The sequence below is a fragment of the Mucilaginibacter yixingensis genome (assembly GCF_041080815.1).
Classification (GTDB): Bacteria; Bacteroidota; Bacteroidia; order Sphingobacteriales; family Sphingobacteriaceae; genus Mucilaginibacter; species Mucilaginibacter yixingensis.
The window spans coordinates 2,526,473-2,552,663 of record NZ_CP160205.1 but is presented as its reverse complement, the minus strand read 5'-3'; the positions used below and the strand labels follow the sequence as shown (position 1 = coordinate 2,552,663).

The following is a 26,191-nucleotide window of genomic DNA, read 5'->3' as shown; positions in this document are numbered from 1 at the left end:
TTTTGTTTCCTGTTTCTGAGGCGATGTTAGATTTACGAAGTTTTAAAAACTTCGTAAATCTCTGCGGGCACATGCTTAACTTCGGCGTATACATCCACACATGAAATTATTTATCAAAGCATTAATAATTACCATCGTTTTAAGCGCAGCCAATCTGGTGGTACAGGCACAAACCATCCGTGTTGCGGCGGCGGCCAATCTGCAGGCGGTTATTAAAGTTTTACAAGCCGATTTTAAAAAGCGTACCGGTATCAGCGTTGATGCGGTGACCGGATCGTCTGGTAACCTGGTAGCGCAGATCAATAATGGGGCACCTTATGATGTTTTTCTTTCGGCCGATATGGAGTTTCCGCAGAAACTAAAACAAAGCGGGCAAAGCGTCAAAGACCCGGTCGTATATGCCATGGGCAGCCTGGTGATCTGTAGTAAAGAAAACATCAACCTGAAAAATTGGCAAAAACTAATAGTAACTGACGCTGTAGGGAAAATCGCTATCGCTAACCCCAAAATTGCGCCGTACGGCAGGGCAGCAGAAGAAAGCCTGCAAAAGGCCGGATTATTAGAGCAGGTGCGTGCTAAAGCGGTTTACGGAGAGAGCATATCGCAGGTAAATACTTATATCACTACGGGCGTGGTAACCGTTGGTTTCACCACACAATCGCTGGTGAAAGATCCGGCTAATGCAACTAAGCTTTATTGGCAAGCCATCAGCCCTAAAACCTACGCACCGATAGAGCAAGGGATGGTAGTTTTGAAACACGCCACTGATGCTGGTAACGTTGCCGCAGCTAACCGCTTTTATCAATACATGTTAAGCGGTGCGGCTAAATCAATTTTAAAGAAATACGGGTATATTGTACCGTAATATTTACAAGTAAAGATAAAAACAATGTCATGCTGAGTAATAGAATACCGGCGGTGGGACTATGAAAGTGAAATAACAAACGAGCGCTGTCAGTCTGAGCTTGTCGAAGACTCGCGCGGAGAGGCCCACCCACCATGCTTCGACGGAGCTCAGTATGACATCCTTTTTTAACTTGTCATGGGTAGGAATGAAGCATCTCTGATGCATATCCTGTTTGACTGTCCGCAGAGATGCTTCGTTCCTCAGCATGACATAAATTATAACATAACATCACTTTGGACTGGCTACCAATTCTCCTATCCCTAAAACTAGCTGCTGTAACAACAGCGTTGCTGCTGGTCATTGGCTTGCCACTGGCTTATTGGCTAAGTAAGGGAGGCGGCATTTTTAAAGTGATTCTTGAGGCGCTGATTACGGTGCCGCTGGTGTTGCCGCCATCAGTGCTGGGGTTTTACTTACTGCTGGCGTTTAGTCCGCAGCATGGTTTGGGGGGATGGTTGCAGCGGGTATTTCATCTTAGTTTTGTATTTTCTTTTCAGGGATTGGTGCTGGCGTCTATCATTTATAGTTTGCCGTTTATGATTGGGCCCATCAAATCAGCCCTACAACAATTGCCTTCATCGCTGGCGCAGGCTTCTTACACTTTAGGTAAAACCGAGCGTCAAACATTTATACACGTATTACTACCCAATATCAGAGCATCGGTTTTTACCGCCATGATTATGACCTTTGCCCATACCCTGGGCGAGTTTGGCGTGGTGCTGATGATTGGCGGTAATATCCCAGGCGTTACCAAGGTGGCGTCTATCGCAGTTTATGACTCGGTTGAGGGGATGGATTATCGCACAGCTAATCATTATTCATTGCTGCTGTTCGGTATCACCTTTATAATGGTGGCCACCATGTTTATCATTAACCGGCGCAATGCCAAAAGCCCGCTGGAATGATAGATATCAGCATAAATAAAACCTTGAAAGCCGGCCATCATCAATTGCCGCTTGATGTAAAGCTTCAGGCTGAGGTCGGCAGTGTAACTGCCATTCACGGACCGTCAGGCGCAGGTAAAACCACGTTTTTGAAAATGGTTGCCGGGTTGGTCGCACCGGCATCTGGTCATATCAAAATCAATCAAGAAGTGTGGTTTGATGCTTCGATAGGTATTAACCTTACACCACAGCAAAGGCGCGCAGGTTTTGTGTTTCAGAACTATGCACTGTTCCCGAACATGACGGTTAGACAGCATCTTAGTTATGCTTGTAACGATATAGCCTGGATTGACGAATTACTGCAAATTGGCGGTCTTTTGCATCTGCAAAACTCCAAGCCCGAATACCTATCCGGCGGGCAACAACAGCGACTGGCCATTTTGCGCGCCATCTCTATCAAGCCGAAACTGTTGCTCATGGATGAGCCTTTCTCGGCGCTGGACGCAAAGATGAAGCAAGAAGTGATTACTGCATTAAAGCAATTGTGGAAACGGCAGGGTTCCACTGTCTTTATAGTAACTCATTATAAAGAGGAGTTAAAAGATTTAGCTTCTAATGAGTTGTGGATTGGCGCGTGAACTTCACCCTGGTAGTAGCTTGCGTCTTCTCGAGTGACGACTGTCCTGCGGCCCCTGGCCGCCGTTAGCAAACAAATGAGATCTGATCAATTTACGGCGGCCAGAGGCCGTGAGATAGTCGTCACTCGGCTAGAGCCGAGCGACTGCATTAAATTTTTCTTCTATTTCTTGTCAGCCTTAGTTTCTTCCAGCGTGCCGTAGAAAGTAATGGGATCACGGTTATTGCTGGTCACGGTTACTGTGGCATAGCCGTTAAGCGATGTACTGATGATGATCTGACGAATCTCTTTGCTGTCCTGCAATTTAATAGTGATTTCCCGGTTATCATTCTTTTTGGTTACGCTGCTGTAGGTAAACTTGGTTGAGGTAAACTGTAGCGGGCTTTCCGTTGGGTTATAGGCAACGCCCATATAAGCGCGGCCATAGTAAGGAAGATACGCAATAATGCTATCTTTCTTAATCCGCAGATCATTAATGCCGGTAAGGTTGATGGTTGTGCCACGCATGGGGTTAGCCGATTGCGCATTGAACGTATAGTTCTTCATGTCCAGCGCTCGCATTATAATGTTTTCTTGTTCGCTATAGGCTTTCTTCTTGTTTTGTGCGTGAGCAACATTCATCCCGGCAGTTATTGCCAGAACTACAAATAATGCTTTTAATATTTTCATGACGATTGTGTTTTTATTAAATGATGCAACAACGCTCAGGTTTCCATAAACAGAGAACACAAAATTTAACAATATGTTGCTGTGACGGTTACGTGTGCTGTTTAGATTAAATTTACGGCGAATAGTTTAAAACAAAAAGCCATCCTTGCGGGATGGCTTTTTATATATCGCCTCCTTTGCAGAAGGCTTAATGCACACTTAAATCATTTCAACGCTGCGGTTTACAAACTCTGTTAACTCAGAGCCGGTAAGCAAGCCTTGTGACAGTAAGGCCAGGTCGAACGCCTGTTTAGCCAGGCGAGATTTTTCGCCTTCGTCTTCAGTTTGCAATATGCGGCTAATCAGCTTGTGATTGCCGTTTACCACTACTTTGTAGTTGTCAGGCATGCTGCCGTAAAAGCCCATACCGCCACCCATGGCAGCCATGTCTTTCATACGGCGCATCCACTCATCCATAGTTACGGTTACCGGCAGCTCGTCAGGGCTCAGGCTTTCCAGTTCTACTTTGAACGCTGGTTTGTTAATGGCGCTATCAAAGATGATTTTTACCTGTCCGCCTTGCTCTTCGGTCAGTATGTGAGCTGGGGCGTCGTCTTTCTTAATCAGCTTGTCAATTACATCAGCATCAACACGTTTTAACGATGTTTTTTCCAGTTTCTGCTCCAGGTGACTGATAAAGTGATTATCAATCGGCGAATCCATTACCAGTACATCATAAGCTTTACGGTTGGCCGACTGGATGTAGGCATCCTGCTTATCGCGATTGTTGGTATACAACCAAACTTGCTGACCGTCTTTATCGGTTTGTGTAGCTGCCACCTGGTCTTTATACTCGTTCAGTGTAAAGTTTTTCTTGTCGGCATTGGTCAGCAACACAAAGTCTTTGGCTTTGTCGTAGAACTTTTCTTCGCTGATGATGCCGTACTTTACAAACATGCCAATATCGCCCCACTTCTCTTCGTAGCCGGCACGGTCGTTTTTAAATAGTTCGCCCAGTTTATCAGCTACTTTTTTAGTGATATAAGTGTTGATCTTTTTGACGTTGCTATCAGCCTGGAGGAAGCTGCGCGATACGTTCAGCGGGATATCTGGTGAGTCAATCACACCGTGCAGCAGCATCAGGAATTCTGGTACGATGTCTTTCACCTCATCGGTAATAAATACCTGGCGAGAGAACAGTTTGATCTTGTTTTTCTGGAACTCGAAATCGTTTTTCAATTTCGGGAAGTACAATACACCTGTCAGGTTGAACGGATAGTCAACATTCAGGTGGATCCAGAACAGTGGGTCTTCGCTGAAAGGATATAGCTCTTTGTAGAAGTTCAGGTAATCCTCGTCCTTCAGTTCAGAAGGCGCTTTGGTCCAGATAGGGTTGGTGTCATTGATAATATTATCAACCTCAACTTCTTTGGTTTTTTCTTTGCCATCAGCGTCCTCGCCATCAGCCTCATACTCGGTTTTAGTACCGAATTTGATTGGTACCGGCAGGAATTTAGCGTATTTATCAAGAATGCCTTGCAGCTTGAATTTATCCAAAAACTCTTCAGACTCCGCATTAACATGCAGGATCACGTCGGTACCGCGGGCAGCGCGTGTGCCTTCGGTAATCTCAAACTCGGTGCTGCCATCGCAAATCCAGCGGGCAGGCTCGGCGCCATCCTGGTAGCTCAGTGTTTGAATTTCAACCTGATCTGCCACCATAAAGGCCGAGTAGAAACCTAAACCAAAGCGACCGATGATCTCGTTAGCATCATTAGCCTCTTTAAATTTCTCCATGAACTCGGTTGCGCCAGAGAAGGCGATCTGGTTGATGTATTTTTTGATCTCATCAGCCGTCATACCAATACCGTTATCAGAAATGGTGATGGTTTTGGCATCTTTATCAAATGACACTTCTACCTGCGGCTGGCCCACTTCACCGCCAAATTGACCTAATGAGGCCAGGCGTTTAATCTTTTGGGTGGCATCAACAGCGTTTGATACCAACTCGCGCAGAAAGATCTCATTATCAGAGTAAAGGAATTTTTTGATGATAGGGAAGATGTTCTCGGTGTGGATGGAGATTGTTCCTTTTTCTTGCATCATAGTGTTATAAATAGATTTGTCTTATCGTGTTTGAATTAACAGATAATGTTCATCAATGCCCGTTCCAAAAGGGTAGAGGTTGTCAAATTGGCAGAGGGGAATTAGTCCGAAAGACCGAAAGTCCGGAAGAGAGAATATAAAAGCGCAGTATCTGCTATTTCAGCGGTTATGTCTTAAAAAGAAGAAGTAATGCTGGTGTTTCTTTTTATATTAGTTCAGCCTTTACACATTTATGAAATTAGTCACTGCCACCTTTTTACTTCTCTGTCTAATAATTATTGTCGGATGTTCGAGTGATCCAAGACCTCAAACTAAAATTAAGAAAGACACTGCTGTCCGAGTTTTAAATGCCGCGATCGATATTGCCGATAATAAATTTGCCTTTAAAGATCTTACATCAACAAAAGCTTTTGATCTGTTCATGGATGATCAGGATCATTCGCGTGCGTTTACAGACCATTCAAAAAGGCATCAACTAACACCATTAACCAAGGCAGAGAAGTTTGCGTTGTTGGGCCCGTTTATAAAACAAGAACTTAAACTTGATCCTGCATATGTACGCGATGAGATGAATGCGTGGTTTGTTGCAAAACAAGACAAAATAGGAGACTTACAACCTATTATAATAGATCTGGAAGGGGATGATTATGGTGCCGTGGTCATGGTCTTATTGGATAGTAATAATAAATACGTTAGTGGATATAATATTAGTGGAGGCGAACAACCTGGTCCAACTGAGGTTGGCGATTCGCTGGAAGTTTATCAGTGGAAGAATTATGCGGTGATAAACAAAAATATTATAACCAATTATCAACTTGAAAAAACAGACTATACCGATACGCTAAAACATGTTTCGCTGATAGATTCGGTTGTTTACAAAATCGAAATAGATAATAAAGGACGGTTCAATAAAAGCAAGCTTAGCTCGAAGAAATACACTGTAAATGATATTAAATAGGGAGGATAATTCACGATAACATCTCCTGGCAGGATCAAACATCGAGTTTAAAACAATAATTTTATTGATCAATAAATAGGGCCATGAAACTTAAGAACTTATCGCGGTTACTTATTGTGGTCGTAGTGGCCGGCACCGGCTGTTCATCCTGTCATGTGAGAAATTCACAGAAGAGGGAAAGTTCTATAGATGTTTCAGATGCTAAGTTCGCCTTTAAGAATATTTCGAGTACAAAGTTCGTTGAGCATTTTGTTTATGATGAAAAACAAGATGAGTTGTTTGCTGATCCAACAAAAACGAAGGCCTTGGTATTACTGACCGACAGTGAAAGGCTAAAATTGTTGGGCCCGATGATGGGGCCAATGTTTAAAGAGCCGCCGTCTTATGCGGTTAAGCTGATCACGGCATGGTATGTTGCTAAACAAAACAAGATCGGTGCGTTTACCCCGGTCGTTATACATGCGGAGTGCGAGCATGACTACTGGTTTGATGCCATGGTGTTATTAAATGCAAACAATGGTTATGTAGATGGTACAGCATTAGCCGAAGGGCCAAATGTGAACGATGGCGATCCTGAAGCGGATCTGGTTTCTGTTTGGAAGGCTTATGCCGATCTGGGGGCAACTATAAAATGTTATCGTTTAATTAAAACCACTTACAAAGATCACAATAAGCGGGCACTGATCGATTCCGCTGTCTATCAAGTTGAAATAGCTGCCAACGGTCATTTTACAAAAAAACAGATCAGTTCAAAACAATACACGTTATGATCTACCCAATCATCTCCAAATATAGATCTTCCACCTTCTTACGTGCCCAATCTGTTTTGCGTAAAAATTTGAGGCTCGATTTAATGCTTGGATCCTGTAAAAAACAATTAATCCGGATGCGATAGCCTAATTCGGGCCAGCCATAGTGCGCAACTAATTCTGTTAAAATAGCCTCAAGTGTTTTGCCATGTAGCGGATTATTGGGTTGCGGATTACTCATTAATTTGATTTATTGCGTTGAGCAAGTTATCAAAAACGCGGCGTAATTCAGCCTCAGTACTGGCATCTGTTATATTCCCCTCAGCATTAAAGCGTGAGCGAATAAACGGAATGAGCAATGCGTCAGTTACTTGTGCCGATAATGCGCTTAGTATTTTCAGCAAAGCTGCATGAGCGTCATCACCCTTGGAGGACGCGGTGATTAAAGCGACAGGTTTATCTACCAGGTTGCCGGTGCCAACCGTCCAATCTAGTAAGTTCTTTAGCGAGCCAGGGACGCCAAAAGCATACTCAGGCGTGCAGATAATTAGGGCATCAGCTTCATTGAGTTGTTGGTGGAGTACGCTTACTTGCGGTGGCAGTGGTTCGCCTTCGGCAAATGGTATAAAATGCGGGAGTACCCCCATACCGTCATAGATCAAATAGTTGACGTCCGCAGGCATCCATGTGCCCAATAATTTCAGGATGCGGGTATTGGATGAATCAGAGCGAAGACTGCCAGAAATGGCCAGAATGTTTTTCATGGGCGTGGTTACTGCTGATGACAAAAATAGCACCTATTGATCATCCCGTTCATCAAAAAGTAAAACATTTGGCTGGTATAGATAGTTATTGAAATAGATAATCAGGCAAAAACCAATATCACTTAAAAACTAAAACCATGAAAAACTACGAAACCCTGGTCGACGCGTTGAACGACCTGAATAAAAGAGGTTATACCGCCAACCTGAGTTTAGATGGCGAAACCATCGACGATAAATCGGCCGGTATACAGATGGCGGCTGAGGATTTCGAGATAGACGAATTTTACCGTTTCGAGGGTGCAAGCAATCCTTCGGATACCTCCATTTTATACGCCATCACATCATCAAAATATAACCTGAAAGGCGCGCTGATTAACGCTTACGGCGCCTATGCGGACGACAGTACATCTGCTATACATGCCAAATTGCACCATTATATGGTAAGCAGAAATTTGCATAGGGAAGACAGGCCTACGGCGTAAGCACTAAACCTCACCTTAAATCCCTCTCTAAAGGAGAGGGACTTTGAAAATATTCTAAATTAAAGTTCTCCCCGAAGGGGAGGGTTGGGGAGGGGTGCTTAATGCGGCTCAAAATAACTCAGCAACCTCCGGCCTTTTGATTGTATGGCTGCAGTGCCATCGCGCATCAGGTACTCAAGTTGTTCGGGGAGTTCTTCCACAATCCATGGATAACGTACACGCATATTAAACAAGGCCTCGCTGGCAAATGATTTTACGGCCACCAGCACGTGTGGGTCAATCAACCAATCAAAACATTGCTCAATAGCAGGTTCCAGATCAATGTCATTAATAGCCTGACGGATAGCCAGCGGTGCGCGTGGCGAGGTCAGGTGCATCATAATCTTGGCATAGTGGCGCTTGCAACTTGGGTTTTGTACCTCTTGTATTCTGCTAACGATATAGGAAATATTTGGCAGGATAATTTCAGGATATCTTAAGAACATGTTTTCCAACAGCCAGGCGGCACGAAAGGCAATGCCCTTATCGGCATGGAAGGTTAAATCAATCAGGTCATTAAGCGCAAAGTCTTTTTCGGCAAGCAGTAACCCCAGCTTGTCTACTTTCTTTTTGCCCATCGTTGCCGAAAGTTGTTTAATTAGATCGGGGTACATGATAATGTTGTAGGTACTAGTAGCTTAGGTTATACGCAATGCAATGGTTAAAAGTTTCAATGCATTAAAGTTAGCATTTTAATGCTAGCGTAAGCTTTTTGCAATTAGCTTGCGGCTTTCATTTCAATTACTATACATTTGTTCACCATTTTTTAACAGATACTTATGGTTAGATTTAACCGATTTACCCTGGCCAACGGGCTGCGTGTTATTGTGCATGAAGATGCTACCACCCCCATGGCCGTACTCAATATTTTATATGATGTTGGCGCGCGCGATGAAGATCCATCCCAAACGGGCTTTGCACATTTGTTTGAGCATCTGATGTTTGGCGGCTCTGTCAACATCCCAACTTATGATGAACCGCTACAACGCGTAGGGGGCGAGAATAATGCCTTTACCAGCAACGATATCACCAATTACTACATTGCGCTGCCTGCCGAAAACCTGGAAACAGCGTTTTGGCTGGAGAGCGACCGCATGCTGAGCCTTGCCTTTAGTGAGAAAAGCCTGGAAGTGCAGCGTAACGTGGTGATGGAGGAGTTTAAACAACGCTACCTCAACCAGCCTTATGGCGATGTGTGGTTAAAATTGCGTCCGCTGGTTTATAAGCAACACCCATACCGTTGGGCCACCATTGGCGAGAAACTGGAGCACATAGCCGATGCGCAGATTGATGCCGTAAAAGCCTTCTTCAAAAAACATTACAATCCTCAAAACGCCATAATGGTAGTTGGTGGCAACGTGAAGACCGAAGATGTTAAGCAACTGACCGAGAAATGGTTTGGCCCGATACCTACCGGCGAGAAATATCACCGCAACCTGCCGCTGGAGCCCGCGCAGACCGACGAGCGCCGCGAAACGGTAAGTGGTAAAGTACCATTAAACTCGCTTTATATTGCTTTTCAGGCTGATGAACGCCTGGCTGACACTTATCATACTACGGATCTGCTGTCTGATATTTTAGGTCGCGGGCAATCATCAAGACTTTATCGTAATCTGATTAAGGAGCAGCAACTGTTTAGCGACATCAGCGCTTACACTACCGGCAGCATGGATAAGGCCATGTTTGTAGTAGAAGGCAAGCCGCTGGAAGGGGTGACCATTGAGCAGGCCGAAAGCGCCATCTGGCAAGAGTTGAATAAACTGAAAGAAGCCGGTGTGCCTGATAATGAACTGGCCAAGGTGAAGAACAAAACAGAATCGACCATGATTTTCAGCGAGATGGCTTTGCTGGATAAAGCCATGAATCTGGCTTATTTTGAGTTGTTGGGCGATGCCGATCTGCTAAACAAGGAGACCGACCAATACCTGAAGGTGACATCTGATGAGGTGAAAACTCAGGCCAATAACCTGTTCAGAAAAGAAAATTCATCAACCTTAGTTTATTTGGCAGAGCGTAGTCCGGAAGTCGGTAAGACGGAAAGTCTGGAAGTAGAATTATAGCAACTGAAGATTCAAGTTTAAAAATCTTCCGGACTTTCCGCCTTGTGGACTTCCGGACAAAAAAATACCATGTTAGACAGAACCATAGCACCCGACTTTAAAACGGTTGAGCACATCAGCCTGATAAAGCCGGAACATATAAAACTAGCCAACGGCTGCGAGTTTTTCTATTTCAATTCAGGTGATCAGGAATTATTGCGCCTGGAGTGGATATTTGCCAACAAGCGTTTTGATGCAGAGAATCCGTTGCTGAACATGGCAACGAACACCATGCTTACCGAGGGTACGGCCACCCGCACCGCCGCACAGATTGCCGACGAGATAGACTTTTACGGCGCATTTATCCAGGTAGAGTATGGGTATGACCACAGCACGGTAACGCTGTATACGCTCAATAAACACCTGGCCAAATTGTTGCCCGTTATCAGCGATATTTTAAAGGGATCGATGGTTCCCGAGAAAGAGGTAGATACTTTCAGGATAACGCAAAAGCAAAAACTGCAGGTAGGTTTACAGAAGAATGATGTGCTGGCCCGCCGCCAGTTTAACCGGGCTTTGTATGGAAGTACTGCTTATGGTTTTGCATCAGAACTAACTGATTACGATAAAATTAAGCGAGATGACCTGCTGGTTCACTTTAAGGATGTTTATCAATCTCAAAATTGCACCCTGGTGGTTGCCGGCAAGGTAGATGATGACGCATTAAATCTGATTACCGAAGCCTTCGGCGATAGCTGGCAGGGTAGTGGCGCTATTACAGATATTTCGCAACCGGCACTGCAAGCATCAGCAGAGAAGTTTTATTTCATCGAACGTCCGGACGCTTTGCAGTCGGCCATTCGTATTGGTCAGCCTACCATTAGCCGCACGCATCCTGATTTTCCCAAAATGTCGGTATTGAACACGGTGTTGGGCGGCTATTTCGGCTCGAGATTGATGGCCAACATTCGTGAGGATAAAGGTTATACTTACGGCATTGGTTCGGGCATGTCATCACTTAAACATACTGGCGCCTGGTTTATTGCCACAGAGGTAGGCGCCGATGTTTGTCGTAATGCCATTGCCGAAATTGAAAAAGAGGTAAATCTGCTGAAAACAGAACTGGTACCAGACGGTGAATTGTCATTAGTGCGCAACTACATGCTGGGCTCGTTATTGGGTAGCTTAGAGAATGTTTTATCGCATGCCGATAAGTTTAAAAACGTTTATTTTTCAGGCCTTGGTTTGGATTATTATGATCGTTATACCGAAGCCGTAAAAAATATAGACAGCCAGCAGTTAATGGAACTGGCCAACAAGTACTGGGACTGGGATAACCTGTATAAAGTGATTGTAGGAAAGTATTAAGAGATTTCGGATTTCGGGTGTTCAATTTCGGATCTTAGTTGCCGGCTGAATCTGTTTCAGTGCCTCAAGATATAGTAAATCCGAAATTGAACATCCGAAATCCCAAAAACCCAAATCATCAAAATTTCGTCAATAAAACACTATTTCTAAATCAAACTTCTCAAATCCGAAATATTCCATTACCTTTGCCCGGCAAATAATAACTCACAAATTATTTGCCATGCACGCACCAGATTCCTCAAAATTTATAGCCGAAGGTTTAACGTATGACGACGTATTGCTCGTACCGGCCTACTCTGAAGTGTTACCCCGAGAGGTTAATACCCAGTCGTTTCTGACCAAAAAGATCAAGATCAACGTGCCTATCATCGCTGCTGCGATGGATACCGTAACCGAATCTCGCCTGGCTATTGCCATTGCACAGGTGGGCGGTTTGGGTATGTTGCACAAAAATATGTCTATCAAGGCCCAGGCTGAGGAAGTACGTAAGGTAAAACGCTCCGAGAGCGGCATGATCCAGGACCCGGTTACCCTACATGAAAGCTCATTGGTTGCGGATGCACTGCGCATCATGAAAGAAAACAGTATTGGCGGCATCCCGGTAGTGGATGATAACGGCCTGCTGAAAGGTATCATCACCAACCGCGATATGCGTTTCCAAAAGGAAATGAATAAACCGGTAAGTGAGGTGATGACCAAAAATAACCTGATTACCGCTCCTGTTGGTACAACCCTGGCAGCAGCACAGGACATTTTGCAAAGCCACAAAATTGAGAAACTTCCGGTAGTAGATAATGACGGCAAACTGAAAGGCCTGATTACCTACCGCGATATACAGAAAGTAAAAAACTACCCGATAGCCTGCAAAGACGAGCATGGTCGTTTGCGTGTGGGTGCCGCAGTTGGTGTTACACCAGATACAATGGATAGGGTAGATGCACTGGTAAAAGCCGGCGTAGACGTTATTGCTATTGATACCGCTCACGGTCACTCAAAAGGCGTAATCAACATGCTGAAAGCCGTTAAAGCAGCTTACCCAGATCTGCAGGTTATTGCAGGTAACATTGCCACTGGCGATGCTGCCCGTGCCCTGGCACAAGCAGGTGCTGATGCGGTTAAAGTAGGTATCGGTCCAGGCTCTATTTGTACCACACGTATCATTGCCGGTGTGGGGGTGCCTCAGTTATACGCCGTTTATGAGTGTGCTAAGGCCCTGCGTGGATCAGGCATCCCGGTTATTGCCGATGGTGGTATTAAACACACTGGCGATATTGCTAAAGCCATTGCGGCAGGTGCCAGCACCATTATGGCAGGCTCGTTATTTGCCGGTGTAGAAGAGTCACCAGGCGAAACTATTATTTACGAAGGCCGTCGCTTTAAATCATACCGCGGTATGGGTTCAATCGAAGCAATGGAACAAGGTTCAAAAGACCGTTACTTCCAGGACGTAGAGGACGATATCAAAAAACTGGTTCCAGAAGGCATTGTAGGCCGTGTACCATACAAAGGCACCCTGGCCGAGGTAATGTACCAGTACGTAGGCGGTTTGCGCGCCAGTATGGGTTATTGTGGTGCTAAGGATGTTGAAACCCTGCAGCAGGCGCAATTTGTACGCATCACCGCTGCCGGTATCCGCGAGAGCCACCCGCACGATATTACCATCACTAAAGAAGCACCGAACTATACCCGCTAATTGCGGAGTGATCAGTGATCGGTTAGTCAGTGATTAGTTGATAAAAAGAAAAGAGCGATGGGACCCATCGCTCTTTCTTTTATGCGAGCATTTGTGGTGCCGGTTATTTACCGGTGGTACCTATTTTAGGCATCAGTCCATCGGCAGTGATGATTTTTATGGCTTCGTCACGGGTTATGCCTTCATTCATTAAAGCGTCAAGATAGGCCCTGGTTAATTTGGCTATCTCCTGTAATTTACCTGGTTGTTTGAAATACTCTACCTGGGCGTCCAAGGTCGATTTGGTCATTGCACCCATCATTGGCGCCATGGCATTCATTATTCCGCCCATGTCCATTGCGTTACGCATGTTCATCGGCGGCGGAGGAGGGGCAAGCGTTACACTCACAACGCGTTGGTTTTCTACCGGTCGAGACGCTGTTAAACTTACATGGTAAAAATTAAAGAATCTGATGGCGTCCCCTGATGTTCCTGCTCTTTCAATCACATCAACATATTTAGTTGTTGCGGGTATTTTCTCAAAATAAACCTTAAAGGTTAGTTTATCGCCGCCACGTGCGATGGTAGTTTTTTTAGGAGCTATGGCGATATCCTCCGCTTTTACAAATTTGTAGTGCACATCATTTCCTGTGCGGATAAACATGTCGTTATTTATCTCCACCCAACTGCTATCGCCCGGTGCAACAGTTTCAAAGGTGATGACTGTAAATTGTTTGTTTGTTTCTATTTTGCTGATGCTAGTGTTAGTGTCATCGCGTCCATCAAACTTGGGGTTGGTAATGTTTTGTGCAAAGGCTGTCGCGCAGGCAAATAGCGCTACTGCTGACAAGGTTAATTTTCTCATTTGTGTTTTTTTTTGATTTAAGGTTTTCGTGAAGTTAGATAGATAATCTGATTTATTGTTACCACAAAACCATTATTTGTTGATAAATATCTCGCTGATTATTTTTTGACGTCCTATACTTTGCCGACTTTGCATCATACTAATCATTCATCCTTCGTTATGCAAAATATCTGCGTATTCTGCGGCGCTAACTATAATGGCGACCCCATCCTGAAACAAGCTGTTGAACAACTGGCCGAAGTAATGGTGGCCCGCAACATGGGCCTGGTTTTTGGCGGCGGCAGCGTGGGTGTAATGGGATTACTGGCCGATGCGATGATTGAACGTAACGGCCGCACAATAGGGGTGATTCCTCAGTTTTTGCAGGATAAAGAGGTTGGCCACAAAGGTTTGACCGAAATGCATGTGGTTGAAAACATGCATCAACGCAAGCAAATGATGAATGACTTATGTGATGGCATTATCATGCTGCCCGGTGGTTTTGGTACGCTGGAAGAGTTTTTTGAAGTGCTTACCTGGCTGCAGTTAGGCCTGCATCGTAAACCCATCGGCGTGCTCAACGTAAACGGATTTTACGATTTTCTGCTCAAGCAGATGGACGTAATGGTAGAACAGCGTTTCCTTAAGCCGGTAAACCGCGACCTGGTGATTACCAGCGCGGATGCCATCGAGCTGGTTGACCTGCTCAGCAACTTTACAGCCACGCCAGACGAAGTTTGGTTTCGCGACAGGAACTTAACTTAAAATATAGGCTAGTCGTATTGTCATTGCGAGGAACGAAGCAATCTCGTCATAATACAATCCGACTAACAGTGCAGATTTGCATTCGACGAGATTGCTTCGTCGTTCCTCCTCGCAATGACATAAATGGATACTTTATGAATTTAATAGGCCTAATTAACCAGTGGCGCCTACCATACGTGTACGTTTAAACCAAGCCAGCACATTATACTTCTTACACAAATAAATTACGGTCAGCACAATCATCCTCGTTCGTTTTATGGTTTATCAATTAGTTCCTTGCCACAAGTAGTGTAAAAACTGTACCAAACGTTGGTTTGAGACAATTGAGTTTTTGTTAACTACGCGGGTGAAGTAATAGGTTGGGGGATGTTGCAAATGTAACATCCCTGATATGTAAACCAAATTTATTTGAAAATAGCCTCCTTGCTTAAAATATAAATTACTATGCGCGCATTGTATTTATAAGAAATGTTGCTTAACATTACAGCGTACTACCACCAATTATGGACATTGAATTTAACCGCAACGAAGATCTGAATAAGCAACAGATCTATGATCTGAAGAACCGCTTAAAGAAAATATATCAGGGTGGCGGCGAGAAAGCCGCAGCCAAACAAAAAGAAAAAGGCAAGCTGCTTGCACGCGAGCGCATTGACTACCTGTTGGATAAAAATACCCAACGTGTAGAAATTGGTGCCCTTGTTGGTGATGGTATGTATGCCGAGCATGGTGGCTGTCCGTCGGGCGGTGTGGTCTGCGTTATTGGTTACGTATCGGGCCGTCAGTGTGTAGTGGTAGCTAATGATGCCACGGTGAAAGCCGGCGCATGGTTCCCAATTACTGCGAAGAAGAACCTGCGAGCGCAGGAGATTGCCATGGAGAACCGCCTGCCCGTTATCTATCTGGTAGATTCTGCCGGGGTGTACCTGCCTTTGCAGGACGAGATATTTCCGGATAAAGAACACTTCGGTCGCATTTTTCGCAATAACGCGCAGATGAGCAGCATGGGCATTGTGCAGATTGCCGCCATAATGGGCCCGTGTGTGGCTGGTGGTGCATACCTGCCAATTATGAGCGATGAAGCTATGATTGTTGATGGCACAGGCTCGGTTTTCCTGGCAGGATCATATCTGGTAAAATCGGCCATTGGCGAGGATGTAGATAATGAAACCCTGGGTGGAGCCACTACGCATTGCGAGATATCGGGCGTTACCGATTACAAGCAGCCCAATGACCGCGCCTGTCTGGATAGCATCCGCAATATTTTTAGCATGATGGGGGCTAACCCTAAAGCCGGGTTTGATCGCGTTAAGCCATTGCTGCCTAAGCAGAAACAAGAGGATATCTATGGGATTTTGCCTGATAGTCGCGAAAAGCCCTACGACATGTTACAGATCATAGAACGATTGGTGGATGAATCAGCTTTTGAACAATATAAAGAGGGCTTCGGCCAATCCATCATCTGCGGACTAGGCCGCATTGACGGCTGGGCTGTGGGGATAGTGGCAAATCAGCGGAAAGTGCTTAAGTCAAAAAAAGGAGAGATGCAGTTTGGCGGTGTCATCTATTCCGACTCGGCCGATAAGGCTACCCGTTTTATTATGAACTGTAACCAAAAGAAGATCCCGCTGGTGTTTCTGCAGGATGTTACCGGTTTTATGGTAGGTAGCCGCTCAGAGCAGGGTGGGATTATAAAAGACGGTGCCAAGATGGTGAACGCTGTAGCCAACTCTGTGGTGCCTAAGTTTACCATTGTGATAGGTAACTCTTACGGTGCCGGCAATTATGCCATGTGCGGTAAAGCTTATGATCCAAGGTTGATCTTTGCCTGGCCTTCGGCCAAAATTGCGGTAATGGGCGGCGCGCAGGCGGCTAAAACATTGTTGCAGATCCAAACCTCGGGTTCAAAAGCAAGGGGAGAAGTGCTTTCTGCGGCAGAAGAACAGCATCTGCTGAAAACGATTACCGATAAGTACGACAGTCAGACCACGCCATATTATGCGGCTGCACGCTTGTGGGTAGACGGAGTGATTGATCCGCTGGAGACCCGTAAAGTAATCTCTATGGGTATAGAAGCAGCAGACCATGCGCCCATAGAAAAGCAATTTAATGTAGGCGTGATCCAAACCTGAGCAGGCGATTGACAGTTATATAAGCAGGCATATTATTGCCATTTACATTTGCTGTTTTTACAGATAAGCACTAAATTAATGTGATGCATTTAGAATGGTATCATATTCCACTGGCAGCCGGGATCCTCTTCCTGGTATATGGCTTATACCGGCTTAAACGGTACACCAGCATGTGCAGCAAATGCCTGCGTGCTGAGGGATCGGTATATGATATCATTACTAAGAAAGATGAGCAGGGGGCCGATGATTATTACATGGTTATTGGTTTTATTACCCAAAAACAGGCGTTGATTATTGAAGAGATCAACGTTTCTTTTAATCCCTATGAGTATCAAAAGGGCGATACAGTAAGCGTACTCTATAATACCCAAAACCCCGAAAAATTTATTCTGGACGAAAGCAAGGTATCAGCCTATACCTATATTTTTTGCCTTGCGCCGGGCATCGTTTTTATTTTAGTGGGTATGTGGATGATTTGTATGAAAGATGTAAATGCGTATGGGTGAAGGGCAATCTCATTGCTTATTAAAAATTTGTCATTGCGAGCAGGGCATAGCGCAAGGTTGAGCGCGAAGCAATCTCGTCGCACGTATTTGTCTTACGACGAGATTGCTTCGTTCCTCGCAATGACAAACTTTTTAAACTCATCTTCCAGCCTTTTGGTCACTCAAAATTTGCACACTATTAATGTTTACCAACACCTGACCTGAAACTATCCTGATTTTTATATTTTTGTCTTTCATTTTTTTAAGCAAGAATGCAACAACCAACTGAACACGTAAAATGTCTGATCATCGGTTCGGGGCCTGCGGGTTATACTGCGGCCATTTACGCCTCGCGTGCCGATCTGAAACCTGTTTTATATACCGGTATTCTGGCTGGTGGCCAACTTACCCAAACTACCGAAGTAGAGAACTACCCGGGTTATCCTGATGGGATCCAGGGCCCTGAAATGATGGAGAACTTCCGCAAACAGGCGGAGCGTTTAGGTACTGATATCCGCTTTGGTTACATTACCGAGGTTGATTTTAGCAGTACACCCCATAAAGTAGTGGTAGATGGCGAGAAAACTATCTCTGCCGATACCGTAATTATTTCTACCGGCGCCTCTGCTAAATGGCTCGGATTGGAAAGTGAGCAAAAATACAACGGCTTTGGCGTTTCTGCCTGTGCCGTTTGCGACGGTTTCTTCTTCCGCCAGCAGGATGTGGCTATTGTAGGTGCCGGTGATACCGCGGCCGAAGAAGCTACTTACCTGGCTAAAATGTGTAACAAGGTTTACATGCTGGTTCGTCGTGGGGAGTTCCGTGCTTCAAAAGCAATGATGCACCGTGTACAGCACACCCATAACATCGAAATTTTATATAATACCGAAACCAAAGAGATTTTAGGCGACGGTCTGAATGTAACTGCTGTACAGGTAGTTAATAACCAAACCGGTGCTGAAACCAAATTGGATGTTACCGGCTTCTTTGTGGCTATCGGTCATAAACCCAACACCGATATTTTTAAAGGCTGGTTGGATATGGACGAGACCGGTTATATTCAAACTGTTCCAGGTTCAACCCGCACCAACGTTGAAGGCGTTTTCTGCTGCGGCGATGCGCAAGATCATGTTTACCGTCAGGCTGTTACTGCAGCCGGTACCGGGTGTATGGCAGCTATTGATGCCGAGCGTTACCTGGCTGCCAAAGAGCACGAGGTAGTAGCTTAAGTTGAACCAGGATTTTAAAGATTCTGAGGATTTACAGGATATAGTAAAGGCACGGACTGCTTCCGTGCCTTTTTGCATTTTGTCATTCTGAGTAATAAAATCCGGCGATGGGACTATGAAAGTGAAGTGACAAACGAGAGGGCTGTCAGTCTGAACTTGTCTTTTATGTTTTGCTAATTATCCCGGATATTTCCCCCTCATATAGGCATAAGCCTTTTCAACCAGTTGCTTTAATACCTCCATATCCACATCTTTTAGCTTCTTAATATACAAACATCCTTTAGATGTAGTGTGCTTGCCCAGCTTTGCCAGTAGCTCATCTTTCCCCTCGTAATCAGCCCCGCCATGGATATACAGCGTTAAAGTCGCCTTGCGTGGTGAGAAGCCTACCATCATCATGTCGCCCTCGTGGCCGCTATCGTATTTGTAATGATAGCTGTCAAAACCTATGATAGACGGTCCCCACATTTTAGGCTCCAGCCTGGTTACCTGTTGCATCAGTGCTACTAATAGGTGGCTATCGGCGCGTTTGGCTTCGTCGTCAACGGTATTGATAAAATCAGCTACGCTGGCTACTGTTTCGGTGGTTTTGAGTTTAGCCATGGGAGTGAGGTTGTTAGGTTAAATATAAGTAATTCACGTCGAAGAACTTGGCCTTCTCACTAGTTCAATAACTGCGATTGAACTAGTCAACAAACTAACGTTCGAAATAACATAAGGAGAAATGACTAATAGGCGCTTGCTTTATTCAATAACTCAATATCAGCTTCAGTTAATTTCAACTCTACCGACGCTGCCAGTTCTTTTAATTGCTCAACATTGGTAGCGCTGGCCAAAGGCGCCAGGATAGATGGTCTAGCCATTAACCAAGCCAAGGCCACAGTGGCTTGACTAACGTTATGCTCATCGGCCACCTTATCTAATCCGTCAAGAATACGGTAACCACGGGTGTCTAAATATTTAGATACAATATTTTTCCCGCGTTTACTCTTGTTGGCATCGGCCTCAGAACGGTACTTTCCGCTGAGGAAACCACTGGCGAGCGAGAAGAATGGCACTACGCCCACGCCGCGCTCCAGGCATAAAGGTTCGAGTGTTTTTTCGTAATGCTCGCGGGCGTATAGATTATATTCGGGTTGAAGGGTTTGATAAGCAGCCAGATCTTTACTTGCGCTAACTTGCAACGCTTCGGCAAGGCGGTCGCCCTGGTAGTTGGAGGCGCCGATGATGCGTACTTTACCTTCTTTAATTAAATCAGAGAAAGCCTGCATGGTAACTTCCAGCGGTGTATCCTTATCGTCATCATGCGACTGATAGAGATCGATATAATCTGTTTGCAATCGTGTCAGCGAAGCCTCAACCGCTTTTTTAATATATTCCGGAGAGAGACCTTTCCCTGCCAGCATCTCTTTGCCAACTTTGGTAGCCAGTACTATCTTATCGCGTTTACCCGATTGCTTGAACCATTTGCCAATAATGTTTTCAGATTCGCCACCGACGTGGCCGGGTACCCAGCGTGTATAAACGTCGGCGGTATCAACAAAGTTAAAGCCAAGGTCTACAAAGGCATCCAACAGTTTGAATGACGTTTGCTCGTCTGCCGTCCAGCCAAAAACGTTGCCACCAAACATCAGCGGGGCAACAGCAATACTGGTTTTTCCTATTTCTCGTTTTTCCATGTTCGTTTTGTTTAATCACAAAGAGAGTTATTGCACGGAGGATAGCTCTATAAAAGCTTTTGTGTCTCTGTGGTTAAATATAGCATACATTATGAAATACCAGACCTGTAGTGCTTGGTTACTAATGAAATTTAGTCGGCCTTTTGCTTTAAGGACGGCTTATTTTAAAACAGATACCTGCTCCACCAACTCTTCAACCCAGCTTGAAAAATAGGGGGTACTGCCAGCTATCCTTTCCCAGTGGCCGTGCGCGTTGCGACCAACAATCAGGTGTATACTCTCGTCAATAGCGTTAAACTCATAGGCCTGGCTGTATCCGGGGTAGCCAATGGCGCGGGCAATACCTTCCACCACGGTGTCAGATCCGGTTAGTTTTACATCAAATGCATTTTCCATGGTCGTCATTTTGATAAAAGAACAGCCTTTTGCACCAAATGGTTTATCAAATTTTGAAGCCGGGTTGCGTCAGTCGTTATGTCCGATTGGGGGCTAAGCACACAATTTTAGTCTATTGCTGTTGTAATTAAAGCAGTGGTTGGGTCTGCGGTTAAAAGTTATGGGCACCTGCTATTAATTTTTTTCGATCATCATAATATTAATATAGAATGAGTTTGTTTGTCATTATTGCTTTATTGATAATCATTAGTGCGGCATACTCTTATATTAATGCAAGGTTTATCAGGCTGCCGGGTACTATTGGTATCATTACGCTGGCCATTTCGGTTTCTATACTCATATTGGTTATCAATCAACTTTATCCGAGTGCTTCTGCCTGGTTAACGGCGCTGGCCAAAAACATTGACTTCTCTAGAACAGTGCTCAATATCATGTTGGGTTTCCTGCTGTTTGCCGGCTCTTTTAATGTTGACGGCAAGAAATTGAAGCGAGAGATGCGACCTGTGTTTATTTTGAGCACGATAGGTGTTATTCTATCCACTGGCGTGTTCGGTACGCTGTTTTATTTTATAGCTCCTGTATTCCATATCTACGTTCCACTGGTTTATTGCCTGCTCTTTGGGGCGCTGGTATCGCCTACAGATCCGGTTGCCGTAGCGGCAATTATTAGAGGGACAAGATTGCCAACTCACCTGGAGACCATTATAGAGGGCGAATCGTTGTTTAACGATGGTGTAGGATTGGTGCTCTTTATCACGCTGTTGGAAATCACGCAGTCTGGTGATAATAATATTGATTTTGGTAATGCGCTGATGTTATTTGTGCGTGAAGTGTTCGGCGGTATTGGTCTGGGTATTATCTGCGGTTTTTTTGCCTACCGATTGATGCGCTCTATTGCCGATTTTCAAACCATTGTGCTGGTATCGCTGGCTTTGGTAATGGGCATCTCGCTTGTGGCCTCATACCTGCATTTATCTATCCCGCTGGCGGTGGTTACAGCAGGCTTATTTACAGGCAATCGCTCTATAAACAGCGATGAGAAAGAGCGATCTCATCAAGCTTTAGAACGTTTTTGGCGGCTGGTGGATGAACTGCTGAATACCATCCTGTTTGTGATGATAGGTTTGCAAATGGTCAATTTTCCGTTTCTTAATAATTACTGGATGACTGGTTCGCTGGCCATTATACTTATTCTGGTAGCGCGGTGGGCCAGTATTATGTTGCCTATTACTTTTTTGCGGCGAAATCTTAAAACCAGTTATAAAAGCGTGCGCATACTTACCTGGGCCGGCGTGCGGGGAGGGATATCCATCGCGTTAGCACTGTCATTACCCCATACCAAGTACCGCGAATTAATACTGGCCGGAAGCTATTTTATAGTGATTTTTTCCATCATTGTTCAGGGGTTGACACTGAACCGGATGATTAACCGCATTTATCATTTGGAGGAAGAACCGGTTGAAGAGAATGCCTGATGTCTAGTGATTAAACTTCATGTAGTCAGACAAATCGCGCACTACACTGTCTTTGCTTTTACTGAGTGTGTCGACTATGTTATTACGCTCCACTTCGGTTCTGTTTTGACTTAGTTTTTGTTTGCCTTGCAGGTCCGTTACCCTAATCTCAAAAGCTACAATGCCCTTTAATAATTTTTGCTTGTAATCTATGGGCATGCTATCCCATTGTTGTAAGTAAGGTGCGTCATAAGTGCTGATCATCGTTTCCATCATCTGCAATTGAGCTGCTTCGTCTTCAATAATAATTGCCTTGCCGTAGGCATGTATGGCTATGTAATTCCATGTTGGCACATTTTGGAGTTTCTCATAATGCGAAGGCGAAATATAGGCATGTGGCTCTGTAAATATTACCAAAGCTTCGGTCTGATCAATATCTGCTGCTTGTGGATTAGCTTTGGCAAAATGCGAGGTCAATATTATATCGTTACCACGCTGTTCCGTAATAAAGGGAATATGTGTAGCCTCAGGATGATTACCAATGGCAGTCACCAACGTGGCAAAACTGTATTTCTGCATGAAGGCGACGGCTTGCGGCACATCATCAAGTGCGAAATGTTTAGGAATATACATACCGCAAATTACGGCTTTTTAATCAGGTAGACTTTAGACAGGGTAGAAGCGCGGGTACTTTCGTTGATAAAAGCCGGCAAAATGTTTTCTTCGGGATAGTTGCAAAACTCTTTTACCACCACAAACTGTTGATGCAGGCTGCGCAACTGATCTACTGATTCTTGATCTGCATAAAACAAAGCCCCTGCCGGCGATGGTGTGGCATTAAATTGCTCCATATTGAACAAGCCCACCGGTCTGTCGCAATAAAACTGAAACACATTGTTCAGGCTTTTTACCGAATAAACAGCTGTTGTTTGAGGAACTTGCTGATTGACGTATCTGGCTGCCTTAGGTTCGCCTTTATACCTGATAATGGTAGGATAGAATTCGGTATTGACATAAAAACAGGCAAACAACATGGCTACGCAGTTGAGCAGAAACAGCTGTGAGGACATTTGTTTGCCAGATTTAAGCAAGTAAATAGCAATCGGCACAAACACTATGATATCTATAATAAACGGCCAATAATGAGCTGGCTTTAAAAAGTAGTTAAGCAGGATAACCACTATCGGTAACGCTATAACATAGATCCACTGGGCAACAGAACGTATAGTTCGCTCGGTTGATGACGTAAGCTGTTCATGACAAATCCTTGCCGTGCAAATAGCAAACAACGGAAAAATAATATTGGTATAAAACGGCAGTTGAAAACCTGACAAAGAGAAAAGCGCCAATAAAATCAAGCCGCCGCTGATGGCATAATACTCACGCTGATGTTTTCTTTTAATAATGTCGCTAACAATCTTGTAAACAGAAAAATAGAACAGCAGGCACCACGGCCCAAACGCCCAAAGTAGCGTATGCAGAAAATAAAAAATGCTGCCTGTTTTACGACTGATCGGTCCGCTATTGGTAAACCGTCCGAACTGGCTGTCCCACAGAAACCATTTAATACCCGATACATGCTGATGCCCGAAAACCACCTTCTCGGGATGCAGATCAAACTGAATATAAAGACTGTAAAGCTCGGGAGCGGAAAAAATGACGGTAAGTATTACCAGTAGCACCCATTTAAATCTGAATACTTCTTTTAATTTCCCGGCCAGTAGCAGATGGCCCCCCAGTGCGCCGTAAATGGCTATCATTACAAATACGCCCTTGGTCATTACCGCCAAAGCGGTAAGCAATGCGGCAAGAACGAGTTGTGTGCCCGATGAACGCCTTTCCAGGTTAGAAATGTGATAAATGGCGCCAGTAATAAAAGCCATAAGGTAAGGCTCGGCCCTGATGTCGGTATTTGACATCATAACGTGTAGTGATGTGCTCACTATCAGCACGGCCATAGCAGCTACTTCTGCCCCGTAGTATTTACGGGCAAACAACCAGGTATATAACAGGCTTAATAAAAAGCAAATGATGGCGGGCAGTTTATACGTCCAGGTGTAGATGCCAAACGTACGGAAACTAATCATCACCAACCAGAAGGGCAGGTGAGGCTTATCCAGCCAATCGGCCCCATAGCTGTAAAGCTGGAAAAAGTCGTGCTTGTAGATGAGTTGCTTGGCAATGGAGGCATATAAGCCCGGGTCATCTGTAAAAAACAGAAAGTTGATCGTACAAAAATTAACAACAAGAGCCAGGATGAACAGCAGCAGGTAAAATTGTCGGTTTTTCTGGTTCATACGATATGCTTTTTTACTGCCTTTCTGATTGAATGTTTGAGTGGGCAATATTACTAAAATTTAGAACAAGACGTTGTGCAGCGCTTTTAAACGTTGATTACCAGCTAAAAACTATTACGTTTGTATTCTGAAGCTTATGAAACCTGTATCCCGTGCAGCAATTGATGATGCTGTAGAATTAACTGAACTTGTAAACAATGCGTACCGCGGCGAAAGCTCCAAAAAGGGCTGGACAACAGAAGCCCATCTGCTTGGCGGGCAACGTGTTGATGTAGAAACCATGACCGGTTATCTGCTCAATCCGGCCATCATGATACTCAAATACGTTAATACAGATCATCATATTACCGGCTGTGTTTACTTACAAGTGCGCAATCAAAAATTATATCTGGGCATGCTCTCCGTAAACCCCAATGAGCAGGCTAATGGCATAGGCAGGCAATTGTTACATGAGGCTGAACTACTGGCTTTCCAGCTAGAGTGTACAGCTATTACTATGACGGTGATATCATCTCGTAAAGAGCTGTTAGACTGGTATATACGTCGTGGATATAAACCCACGGGAGAGGTGATACCCTTTCATAACGACGAGAAATTTGGCATACCTAAAGAGGTAATCCAACTGTTAGTATTAGACAAGGAGATTTGAAATTGAAACTTTTTCAAATCCGTTATGTTTAATTCTTCGTAGTTAATTTATTTACGCCCCTAATTGATGGATTTTCTTATTTATGTCAGCGAGGCTGCGACAGCTGTAACTGACGATGGCCTCATGGCGATGCTCGAAGAGTATCGCGTTAGCAATTTGAAGCTAAACATAACTGGTTTGCTACTTTACAGCCAGAATGTTTTTCTTCAAGTTATAGAAGGAGAATTGCCCGATTTAACCCAAGCTTACGCGGAGATAACGAAGGACGAGCGTTTTAAAAACATCCAAATTTTAACAACCGGCGAAACGGATGGACGTATGTTCAAGGGTTGGCGCATGGGTTTTGTGCCTGTTGGTAAACAAGACATGACCGATGTTAAAGCTTACCTCAATCCGATTGATGCGCGAAAGACTACAAACCTCACCAGGGGTATTTATCCTGAAATCAAAATTATTGACGATTTTCTGAAGGAGCATTTTTCGTAGCCAAAACCTATTCTTATAATCAACTCATTTTAAAACTTTATAATTTAAACAGGTTATTTTAATTTACCGGTACTTGTTTAGCTTTATGGACTACCTTATTTACATCAGCACCGCTGTTAAACTGATGACAGACGATGATCTGTCGAGCCTGCTTATTGAAAGCCGTGATTTGAACAGCCAGCGCAATATTACAGGTATGCTGTTGTACTGTCATCGCACCTTTATACAAGTTTTGGAGGGTGATATTGCTGATATAGACCGTACGTTTGCCTCGATCAAACGAGATAGCAGACACCGCGATGTACAATTGATGATAACAGGGCCTATCAGTTACCGCTCGTTTGCAGATTGGTCCATGGGTTTTAGCGCGGTTAAATCCACCGACTTAATACAAGTGCGGGGTTATCTTGATCCTAAAAACCAAACACAAGTTGCACAAAAAATAAACGGGCCCCATCCCAGTATAACACTGATGAAGAGTTTTTTGGTCAACAATATATTATAGTATCGGCAGTATTAAAT

General features: G+C 44.4%; 28 protein-coding genes. 17 read left to right on the top strand and 11 right to left on the bottom strand.

What is annotated here, in order from left to right:
• The first annotated feature begins 100 nt into the window (after positions 1 to 100).
• From modA to ABZR88_RS10385, 3 genes are all read left to right on the top strand, one after another.
• On the top strand, positions 101 to 865 hold the full coding sequence (gene modA, locus ABZR88_RS10395; RefSeq protein WP_107828911.1) for a molybdate ABC transporter substrate-binding protein: 765 nt from the start codon (positions 101 to 103) through the stop codon (positions 863 to 865).
• Positions 866 to 1,140: 275 nt separating this feature from the next.
• Entirely contained in the window at positions 1,141 to 1,812 is a 672-nt protein-coding gene (gene modB, locus ABZR88_RS10390; RefSeq protein ID WP_107828909.1) for a molybdate ABC transporter permease subunit, read from the top strand.
• A complete protein-coding gene (locus ABZR88_RS10385) occupies positions 1,809 to 2,429 on the top strand; it encodes an ATP-binding cassette domain-containing protein (RefSeq protein WP_107828908.1) in 621 nt (206 codons plus the stop codon). The genes modB and ABZR88_RS10385 overlap by 4 nt, the downstream gene beginning before the upstream one ends.
• Positions 2,430 to 2,590: 161 nt before the next feature.
• On the opposite strand, the gene ABZR88_RS10380 is transcribed toward ABZR88_RS10385, so the two are convergent.
• Both ABZR88_RS10380 and htpG read right to left on the bottom strand, forming a co-directional pair.
• Positions 2,591 to 3,097, bottom strand: coding sequence for a DUF4251 domain-containing protein (locus ABZR88_RS10380; protein ID WP_146166546.1), 507 nt, complete (start codon positions 3,095 to 3,097; stop codon positions 2,591 to 2,593).
• A gap of 198 nt (positions 3,098 to 3,295) precedes the next feature.
• Positions 3,296 to 5,179 carry a molecular chaperone HtpG gene (gene htpG / locus ABZR88_RS10375; protein ID WP_107829010.1) on the bottom strand — a complete coding sequence of 628 codons (1,884 nt, stop codon included), beginning with the start codon at positions 5,177 to 5,179 and terminating at the stop codon, positions 3,296 to 3,298.
• A 235-nt stretch (positions 5,180 to 5,414) separates the two neighbouring features.
• On the opposite strand from htpG, the gene ABZR88_RS10370 reads away from it, so the two are divergent.
• Positions 5,415 to 6,140, top strand: a complete 726-nt coding sequence (locus ABZR88_RS10370; protein ID WP_107828906.1) for a hypothetical protein — start codon at positions 5,415 to 5,417, stop codon at positions 6,138 to 6,140.
• Between the two features lie 83 nt (positions 6,141 to 6,223).
• On the top strand, positions 6,224 to 6,910 hold the full coding sequence (locus tag ABZR88_RS10365) for a hypothetical protein (RefSeq protein WP_107828905.1): 687 nt from the start codon (positions 6,224 to 6,226) through the stop codon (positions 6,908 to 6,910).
• Position 6,911: 1 nt separating this feature from the next.
• On the opposite strand, the gene ABZR88_RS10360 is transcribed toward ABZR88_RS10365, so the two are convergent.
• Positions 6,912 to 7,130, bottom strand: a complete 219-nt coding sequence (locus ABZR88_RS10360) for a VF530 family DNA-binding protein (protein ID WP_107828904.1) — start codon at positions 7,128 to 7,130, stop codon at positions 6,912 to 6,914.
• Positions 7,123 to 7,653, bottom strand: a complete 531-nt coding sequence (locus tag ABZR88_RS10355; RefSeq protein WP_107828903.1) for an NADPH-dependent FMN reductase — start codon at positions 7,651 to 7,653, stop codon at positions 7,123 to 7,125. Before ABZR88_RS10355 ends, ABZR88_RS10360 begins: the two co-directional genes overlap by 8 nt.
• Positions 7,654 to 7,790: 137 nt before the next feature.
• Between ABZR88_RS10355 and ABZR88_RS10350 the strand changes: the two genes are divergently transcribed.
• Positions 7,791 to 8,135, top strand: a complete 345-nt coding sequence (locus ABZR88_RS10350; RefSeq protein ID WP_107828902.1) for a phosphoribosylpyrophosphate synthetase — start codon at positions 7,791 to 7,793, stop codon at positions 8,133 to 8,135.
• A gap of 98 nt (positions 8,136 to 8,233) precedes the next feature.
• Here the strand turns inward: ABZR88_RS10350 and ABZR88_RS10345 are convergent, their stop codons facing one another.
• Positions 8,234 to 8,788, bottom strand: a complete 555-nt coding sequence (locus tag ABZR88_RS10345) for a hypothetical protein (RefSeq protein WP_146166545.1) — start codon at positions 8,786 to 8,788, stop codon at positions 8,234 to 8,236.
• 165 nt (positions 8,789 to 8,953) lie between these two features.
• Here ABZR88_RS10345 and ABZR88_RS10340 point away from each other — a divergent pair, with 165 nt between their 5' ends.
• The 3 genes from ABZR88_RS10340 to guaB all read left to right on the top strand — a co-directional run bounded on the left by ABZR88_RS10340 (position 8,954) and on the right by guaB (position 13,274).
• On the top strand, positions 8,954 to 10,234 hold the full coding sequence (locus ABZR88_RS10340) for a pitrilysin family protein (protein ID WP_107828900.1): 1,281 nt from the start codon (positions 8,954 to 8,956) through the stop codon (positions 10,232 to 10,234).
• A 69-nt stretch (positions 10,235 to 10,303) separates the two neighbouring features.
• Complete coding sequence (locus tag ABZR88_RS10335) at positions 10,304 to 11,581, top strand: pitrilysin family protein (RefSeq protein WP_107828899.1); 1,278 nt, start codon at positions 10,304 to 10,306, stop codon at positions 11,579 to 11,581.
• 220 nt (positions 11,582 to 11,801) lie between these two features.
• Positions 11,802 to 13,274, top strand: a complete 1,473-nt coding sequence (gene guaB, locus ABZR88_RS10330) for an IMP dehydrogenase (protein WP_107828898.1) — start codon at positions 11,802 to 11,804, stop codon at positions 13,272 to 13,274.
• Between the two features lie 103 nt (positions 13,275 to 13,377).
• On the opposite strand, the gene ABZR88_RS10325 is transcribed toward guaB, so the two are convergent.
• The gene (locus ABZR88_RS10325; RefSeq protein WP_107828897.1) at positions 13,378 to 14,118 is read right to left on the bottom strand and encodes a hypothetical protein; all 741 of its coding nucleotides are present in this window, start codon (positions 14,116 to 14,118) and stop codon (positions 13,378 to 13,380) included.
• A 159-nt stretch (positions 14,119 to 14,277) separates the two neighbouring features.
• Here ABZR88_RS10325 and ABZR88_RS10320 point away from each other — a divergent pair, with 159 nt between their 5' ends.
• From ABZR88_RS10320 to trxB, 4 genes are all read left to right on the top strand, one after another.
• A complete protein-coding gene (locus ABZR88_RS10320) occupies positions 14,278 to 14,862 on the top strand; it encodes a TIGR00730 family Rossman fold protein (RefSeq protein WP_107828896.1) in 585 nt (194 codons plus the stop codon).
• Positions 14,863 to 15,365: 503 nt separating this feature from the next.
• Positions 15,366 to 16,994 carry an acyl-CoA carboxylase subunit beta gene (locus tag ABZR88_RS10315; protein WP_107828895.1) on the top strand — a complete coding sequence of 543 codons (1,629 nt, stop codon included), beginning with the start codon at positions 15,366 to 15,368 and terminating at the stop codon, positions 16,992 to 16,994.
• 83 nt (positions 16,995 to 17,077) lie between these two features.
• Positions 17,078 to 17,500, top strand: a complete 423-nt coding sequence (locus tag ABZR88_RS10310) for a DUF3592 domain-containing protein (protein ID WP_107828894.1) — start codon at positions 17,078 to 17,080, stop codon at positions 17,498 to 17,500.
• Positions 17,501 to 17,751: 251 nt separating this feature from the next.
• Positions 17,752 to 18,708 (top strand): thioredoxin-disulfide reductase, encoded by a 957-nt coding sequence (trxB, locus tag ABZR88_RS10305; protein ID WP_107828893.1) that lies wholly within the window; start codon positions 17,752 to 17,754, stop codon positions 18,706 to 18,708.
• A 177-nt stretch (positions 18,709 to 18,885) separates the two neighbouring features.
• Here the strand turns inward: trxB and ABZR88_RS10300 are convergent, their stop codons facing one another.
• The 3 genes from ABZR88_RS10300 to ABZR88_RS10290 all read right to left on the bottom strand — a co-directional run bounded on the left by ABZR88_RS10300 (position 18,886) and on the right by ABZR88_RS10290 (position 20,783).
• On the bottom strand, positions 18,886 to 19,311 hold the full coding sequence (locus ABZR88_RS10300) for a DUF1801 domain-containing protein (RefSeq protein ID WP_107828892.1): 426 nt from the start codon (positions 19,309 to 19,311) through the stop codon (positions 18,886 to 18,888).
• Positions 19,312 to 19,436: 125 nt separating this feature from the next.
• Positions 19,437 to 20,387 (bottom strand): aldo/keto reductase, encoded by a 951-nt coding sequence (locus ABZR88_RS10295; RefSeq protein WP_107828891.1) that lies wholly within the window; start codon positions 20,385 to 20,387, stop codon positions 19,437 to 19,439.
• Between the two features lie 159 nt (positions 20,388 to 20,546).
• Entirely contained in the window at positions 20,547 to 20,783 is a 237-nt protein-coding gene (locus tag ABZR88_RS10290; protein ID WP_107828890.1) for a hypothetical protein, read from the bottom strand.
• A 209-nt stretch (positions 20,784 to 20,992) separates the two neighbouring features.
• Here ABZR88_RS10290 and ABZR88_RS10285 point away from each other — a divergent pair, with 209 nt between their 5' ends.
• The gene (locus tag ABZR88_RS10285; RefSeq protein ID WP_107828889.1) at positions 20,993 to 22,258 is read left to right on the top strand and encodes a sodium:proton antiporter; all 1,266 of its coding nucleotides are present in this window, start codon (positions 20,993 to 20,995) and stop codon (positions 22,256 to 22,258) included.
• Between the two features lie 3 nt (positions 22,259 to 22,261).
• Here ABZR88_RS10285 and ABZR88_RS10280 read toward each other — a convergent pair whose 3' ends face one another.
• Both ABZR88_RS10280 and ABZR88_RS10275 read right to left on the bottom strand, forming a co-directional pair.
• Positions 22,262 to 22,870: an FMN-binding negative transcriptional regulator gene (locus ABZR88_RS10280; RefSeq protein WP_107828888.1), complete on the bottom strand. Its 609-nt coding sequence runs from the start codon at positions 22,868 to 22,870 to the stop codon at positions 22,262 to 22,264.
• An 8-nt stretch (positions 22,871 to 22,878) separates the two neighbouring features.
• Positions 22,879 to 24,534, bottom strand: a complete 1,656-nt coding sequence (locus tag ABZR88_RS10275) for a glycosyltransferase family 39 protein (RefSeq protein WP_170113614.1) — start codon at positions 24,532 to 24,534, stop codon at positions 22,879 to 22,881.
• A 136-nt stretch (positions 24,535 to 24,670) separates the two neighbouring features.
• Between ABZR88_RS10275 and ABZR88_RS10270 the strand changes: the two genes are divergently transcribed.
• From ABZR88_RS10270 to ABZR88_RS10260, 3 genes are all read left to right on the top strand, one after another.
• On the top strand, positions 24,671 to 25,183 hold the full coding sequence (locus tag ABZR88_RS10270) for a GNAT family N-acetyltransferase (RefSeq protein WP_107828886.1): 513 nt from the start codon (positions 24,671 to 24,673) through the stop codon (positions 25,181 to 25,183).
• 66 nt (positions 25,184 to 25,249) lie between these two features.
• Entirely contained in the window at positions 25,250 to 25,669 is a 420-nt protein-coding gene (locus tag ABZR88_RS10265; RefSeq protein WP_107828885.1) for a BLUF domain-containing protein, read from the top strand.
• Between the two features lie 85 nt (positions 25,670 to 25,754).
• Complete coding sequence (locus ABZR88_RS10260; RefSeq protein ID WP_107828884.1) at positions 25,755 to 26,174, top strand: BLUF domain-containing protein; 420 nt, start codon at positions 25,755 to 25,757, stop codon at positions 26,172 to 26,174.
• The last annotated feature ends 17 nt before the right edge of the window (positions 26,175 to 26,191 follow it).

Excerpts from the sequence above, each read along its gene's own strand:
- htpG (WP_107829010.1), bottom strand. The coding sequence starts at position 5,179 with ATGCAAGAAAAAGGAACAATCTCCATCCACACCGAGAACATCTTCCCT.
- ABZR88_RS10385 (WP_107828908.1), top strand. The coding sequence starts at position 1,809 with ATGATAGATATCAGCATAAATAAAACCTTGAAAGCCGGCCATCATCAA.
- ABZR88_RS10260 (WP_107828884.1), top strand. The coding sequence starts at position 25,755 with ATGGACTACCTTATTTACATCAGCACCGCTGTTAAACTGATGACAGAC.
- ABZR88_RS10310 (WP_107828894.1), top strand. The coding sequence starts at position 17,078 with ATGCATTTAGAATGGTATCATATTCCACTGGCAGCCGGGATCCTCTTC.
- ABZR88_RS10275 (WP_170113614.1), bottom strand. The coding sequence starts at position 24,534 with ATGAACCAGAAAAACCGACAATTTTACCTGCTGCTGTTCATCCTGGCT.
- modA (WP_107828911.1), top strand. The coding sequence starts at position 101 with ATGAAATTATTTATCAAAGCATTAATAATTACCATCGTTTTAAGCGCA.
- ABZR88_RS10370 (WP_107828906.1), top strand. The coding sequence starts at position 5,415 with ATGAAATTAGTCACTGCCACCTTTTTACTTCTCTGTCTAATAATTATT.
- ABZR88_RS10380 (WP_146166546.1), bottom strand. The coding sequence starts at position 3,097 with ATGAAAATATTAAAAGCATTATTTGTAGTTCTGGCAATAACTGCCGGG.
- ABZR88_RS10295 (WP_107828891.1), bottom strand. The coding sequence starts at position 20,387 with ATGGAAAAACGAGAAATAGGAAAAACCAGTATTGCTGTTGCCCCGCTG.
- ABZR88_RS10360 (WP_107828904.1), bottom strand. The coding sequence starts at position 7,130 with ATGAGTAATCCGCAACCCAATAATCCGCTACATGGCAAAACACTTGAG.
- ABZR88_RS10350 (WP_107828902.1), top strand. The coding sequence starts at position 7,791 with ATGAAAAACTACGAAACCCTGGTCGACGCGTTGAACGACCTGAATAAA.
- ABZR88_RS10290 (WP_107828890.1), bottom strand. The coding sequence starts at position 20,783 with ATGGAAAATGCATTTGATGTAAAACTAACCGGATCTGACACCGTGGTG.
- ABZR88_RS10315 (WP_107828895.1), top strand. The coding sequence starts at position 15,366 with ATGGACATTGAATTTAACCGCAACGAAGATCTGAATAAGCAACAGATC.
- ABZR88_RS10325 (WP_107828897.1), bottom strand. The coding sequence starts at position 14,118 with ATGAGAAAATTAACCTTGTCAGCAGTAGCGCTATTTGCCTGCGCGACA.
- ABZR88_RS10345 (WP_146166545.1), bottom strand. The coding sequence starts at position 8,788 with ATGTACCCCGATCTAATTAAACAACTTTCGGCAACGATGGGCAAAAAG.
- ABZR88_RS10365 (WP_107828905.1), top strand. The coding sequence starts at position 6,224 with ATGAAACTTAAGAACTTATCGCGGTTACTTATTGTGGTCGTAGTGGCC.
- ABZR88_RS10320 (WP_107828896.1), top strand. The coding sequence starts at position 14,278 with ATGCAAAATATCTGCGTATTCTGCGGCGCTAACTATAATGGCGACCCC.
- trxB (WP_107828893.1), top strand. The coding sequence starts at position 17,752 with ATGCAACAACCAACTGAACACGTAAAATGTCTGATCATCGGTTCGGGG.
- ABZR88_RS10355 (WP_107828903.1), bottom strand. The coding sequence starts at position 7,653 with ATGAAAAACATTCTGGCCATTTCTGGCAGTCTTCGCTCTGATTCATCC.
- ABZR88_RS10265 (WP_107828885.1), top strand. The coding sequence starts at position 25,250 with ATGGATTTTCTTATTTATGTCAGCGAGGCTGCGACAGCTGTAACTGAC.
- ABZR88_RS10300 (WP_107828892.1), bottom strand. The coding sequence starts at position 19,311 with ATGGCTAAACTCAAAACCACCGAAACAGTAGCCAGCGTAGCTGATTTT.
- ABZR88_RS10270 (WP_107828886.1), top strand. The coding sequence starts at position 24,671 with ATGAAACCTGTATCCCGTGCAGCAATTGATGATGCTGTAGAATTAACT.
- ABZR88_RS10280 (WP_107828888.1), bottom strand. The coding sequence starts at position 22,870 with ATGTATATTCCTAAACATTTCGCACTTGATGATGTGCCGCAAGCCGTC.
- ABZR88_RS10335 (WP_107828899.1), top strand. The coding sequence starts at position 10,304 with ATGTTAGACAGAACCATAGCACCCGACTTTAAAACGGTTGAGCACATC.
- ABZR88_RS10285 (WP_107828889.1), top strand. The coding sequence starts at position 20,993 with ATGAGTTTGTTTGTCATTATTGCTTTATTGATAATCATTAGTGCGGCA.
- guaB (WP_107828898.1), top strand. The coding sequence starts at position 11,802 with ATGCACGCACCAGATTCCTCAAAATTTATAGCCGAAGGTTTAACGTAT.
- ABZR88_RS10340 (WP_107828900.1), top strand. The coding sequence starts at position 8,954 with ATGGTTAGATTTAACCGATTTACCCTGGCCAACGGGCTGCGTGTTATT.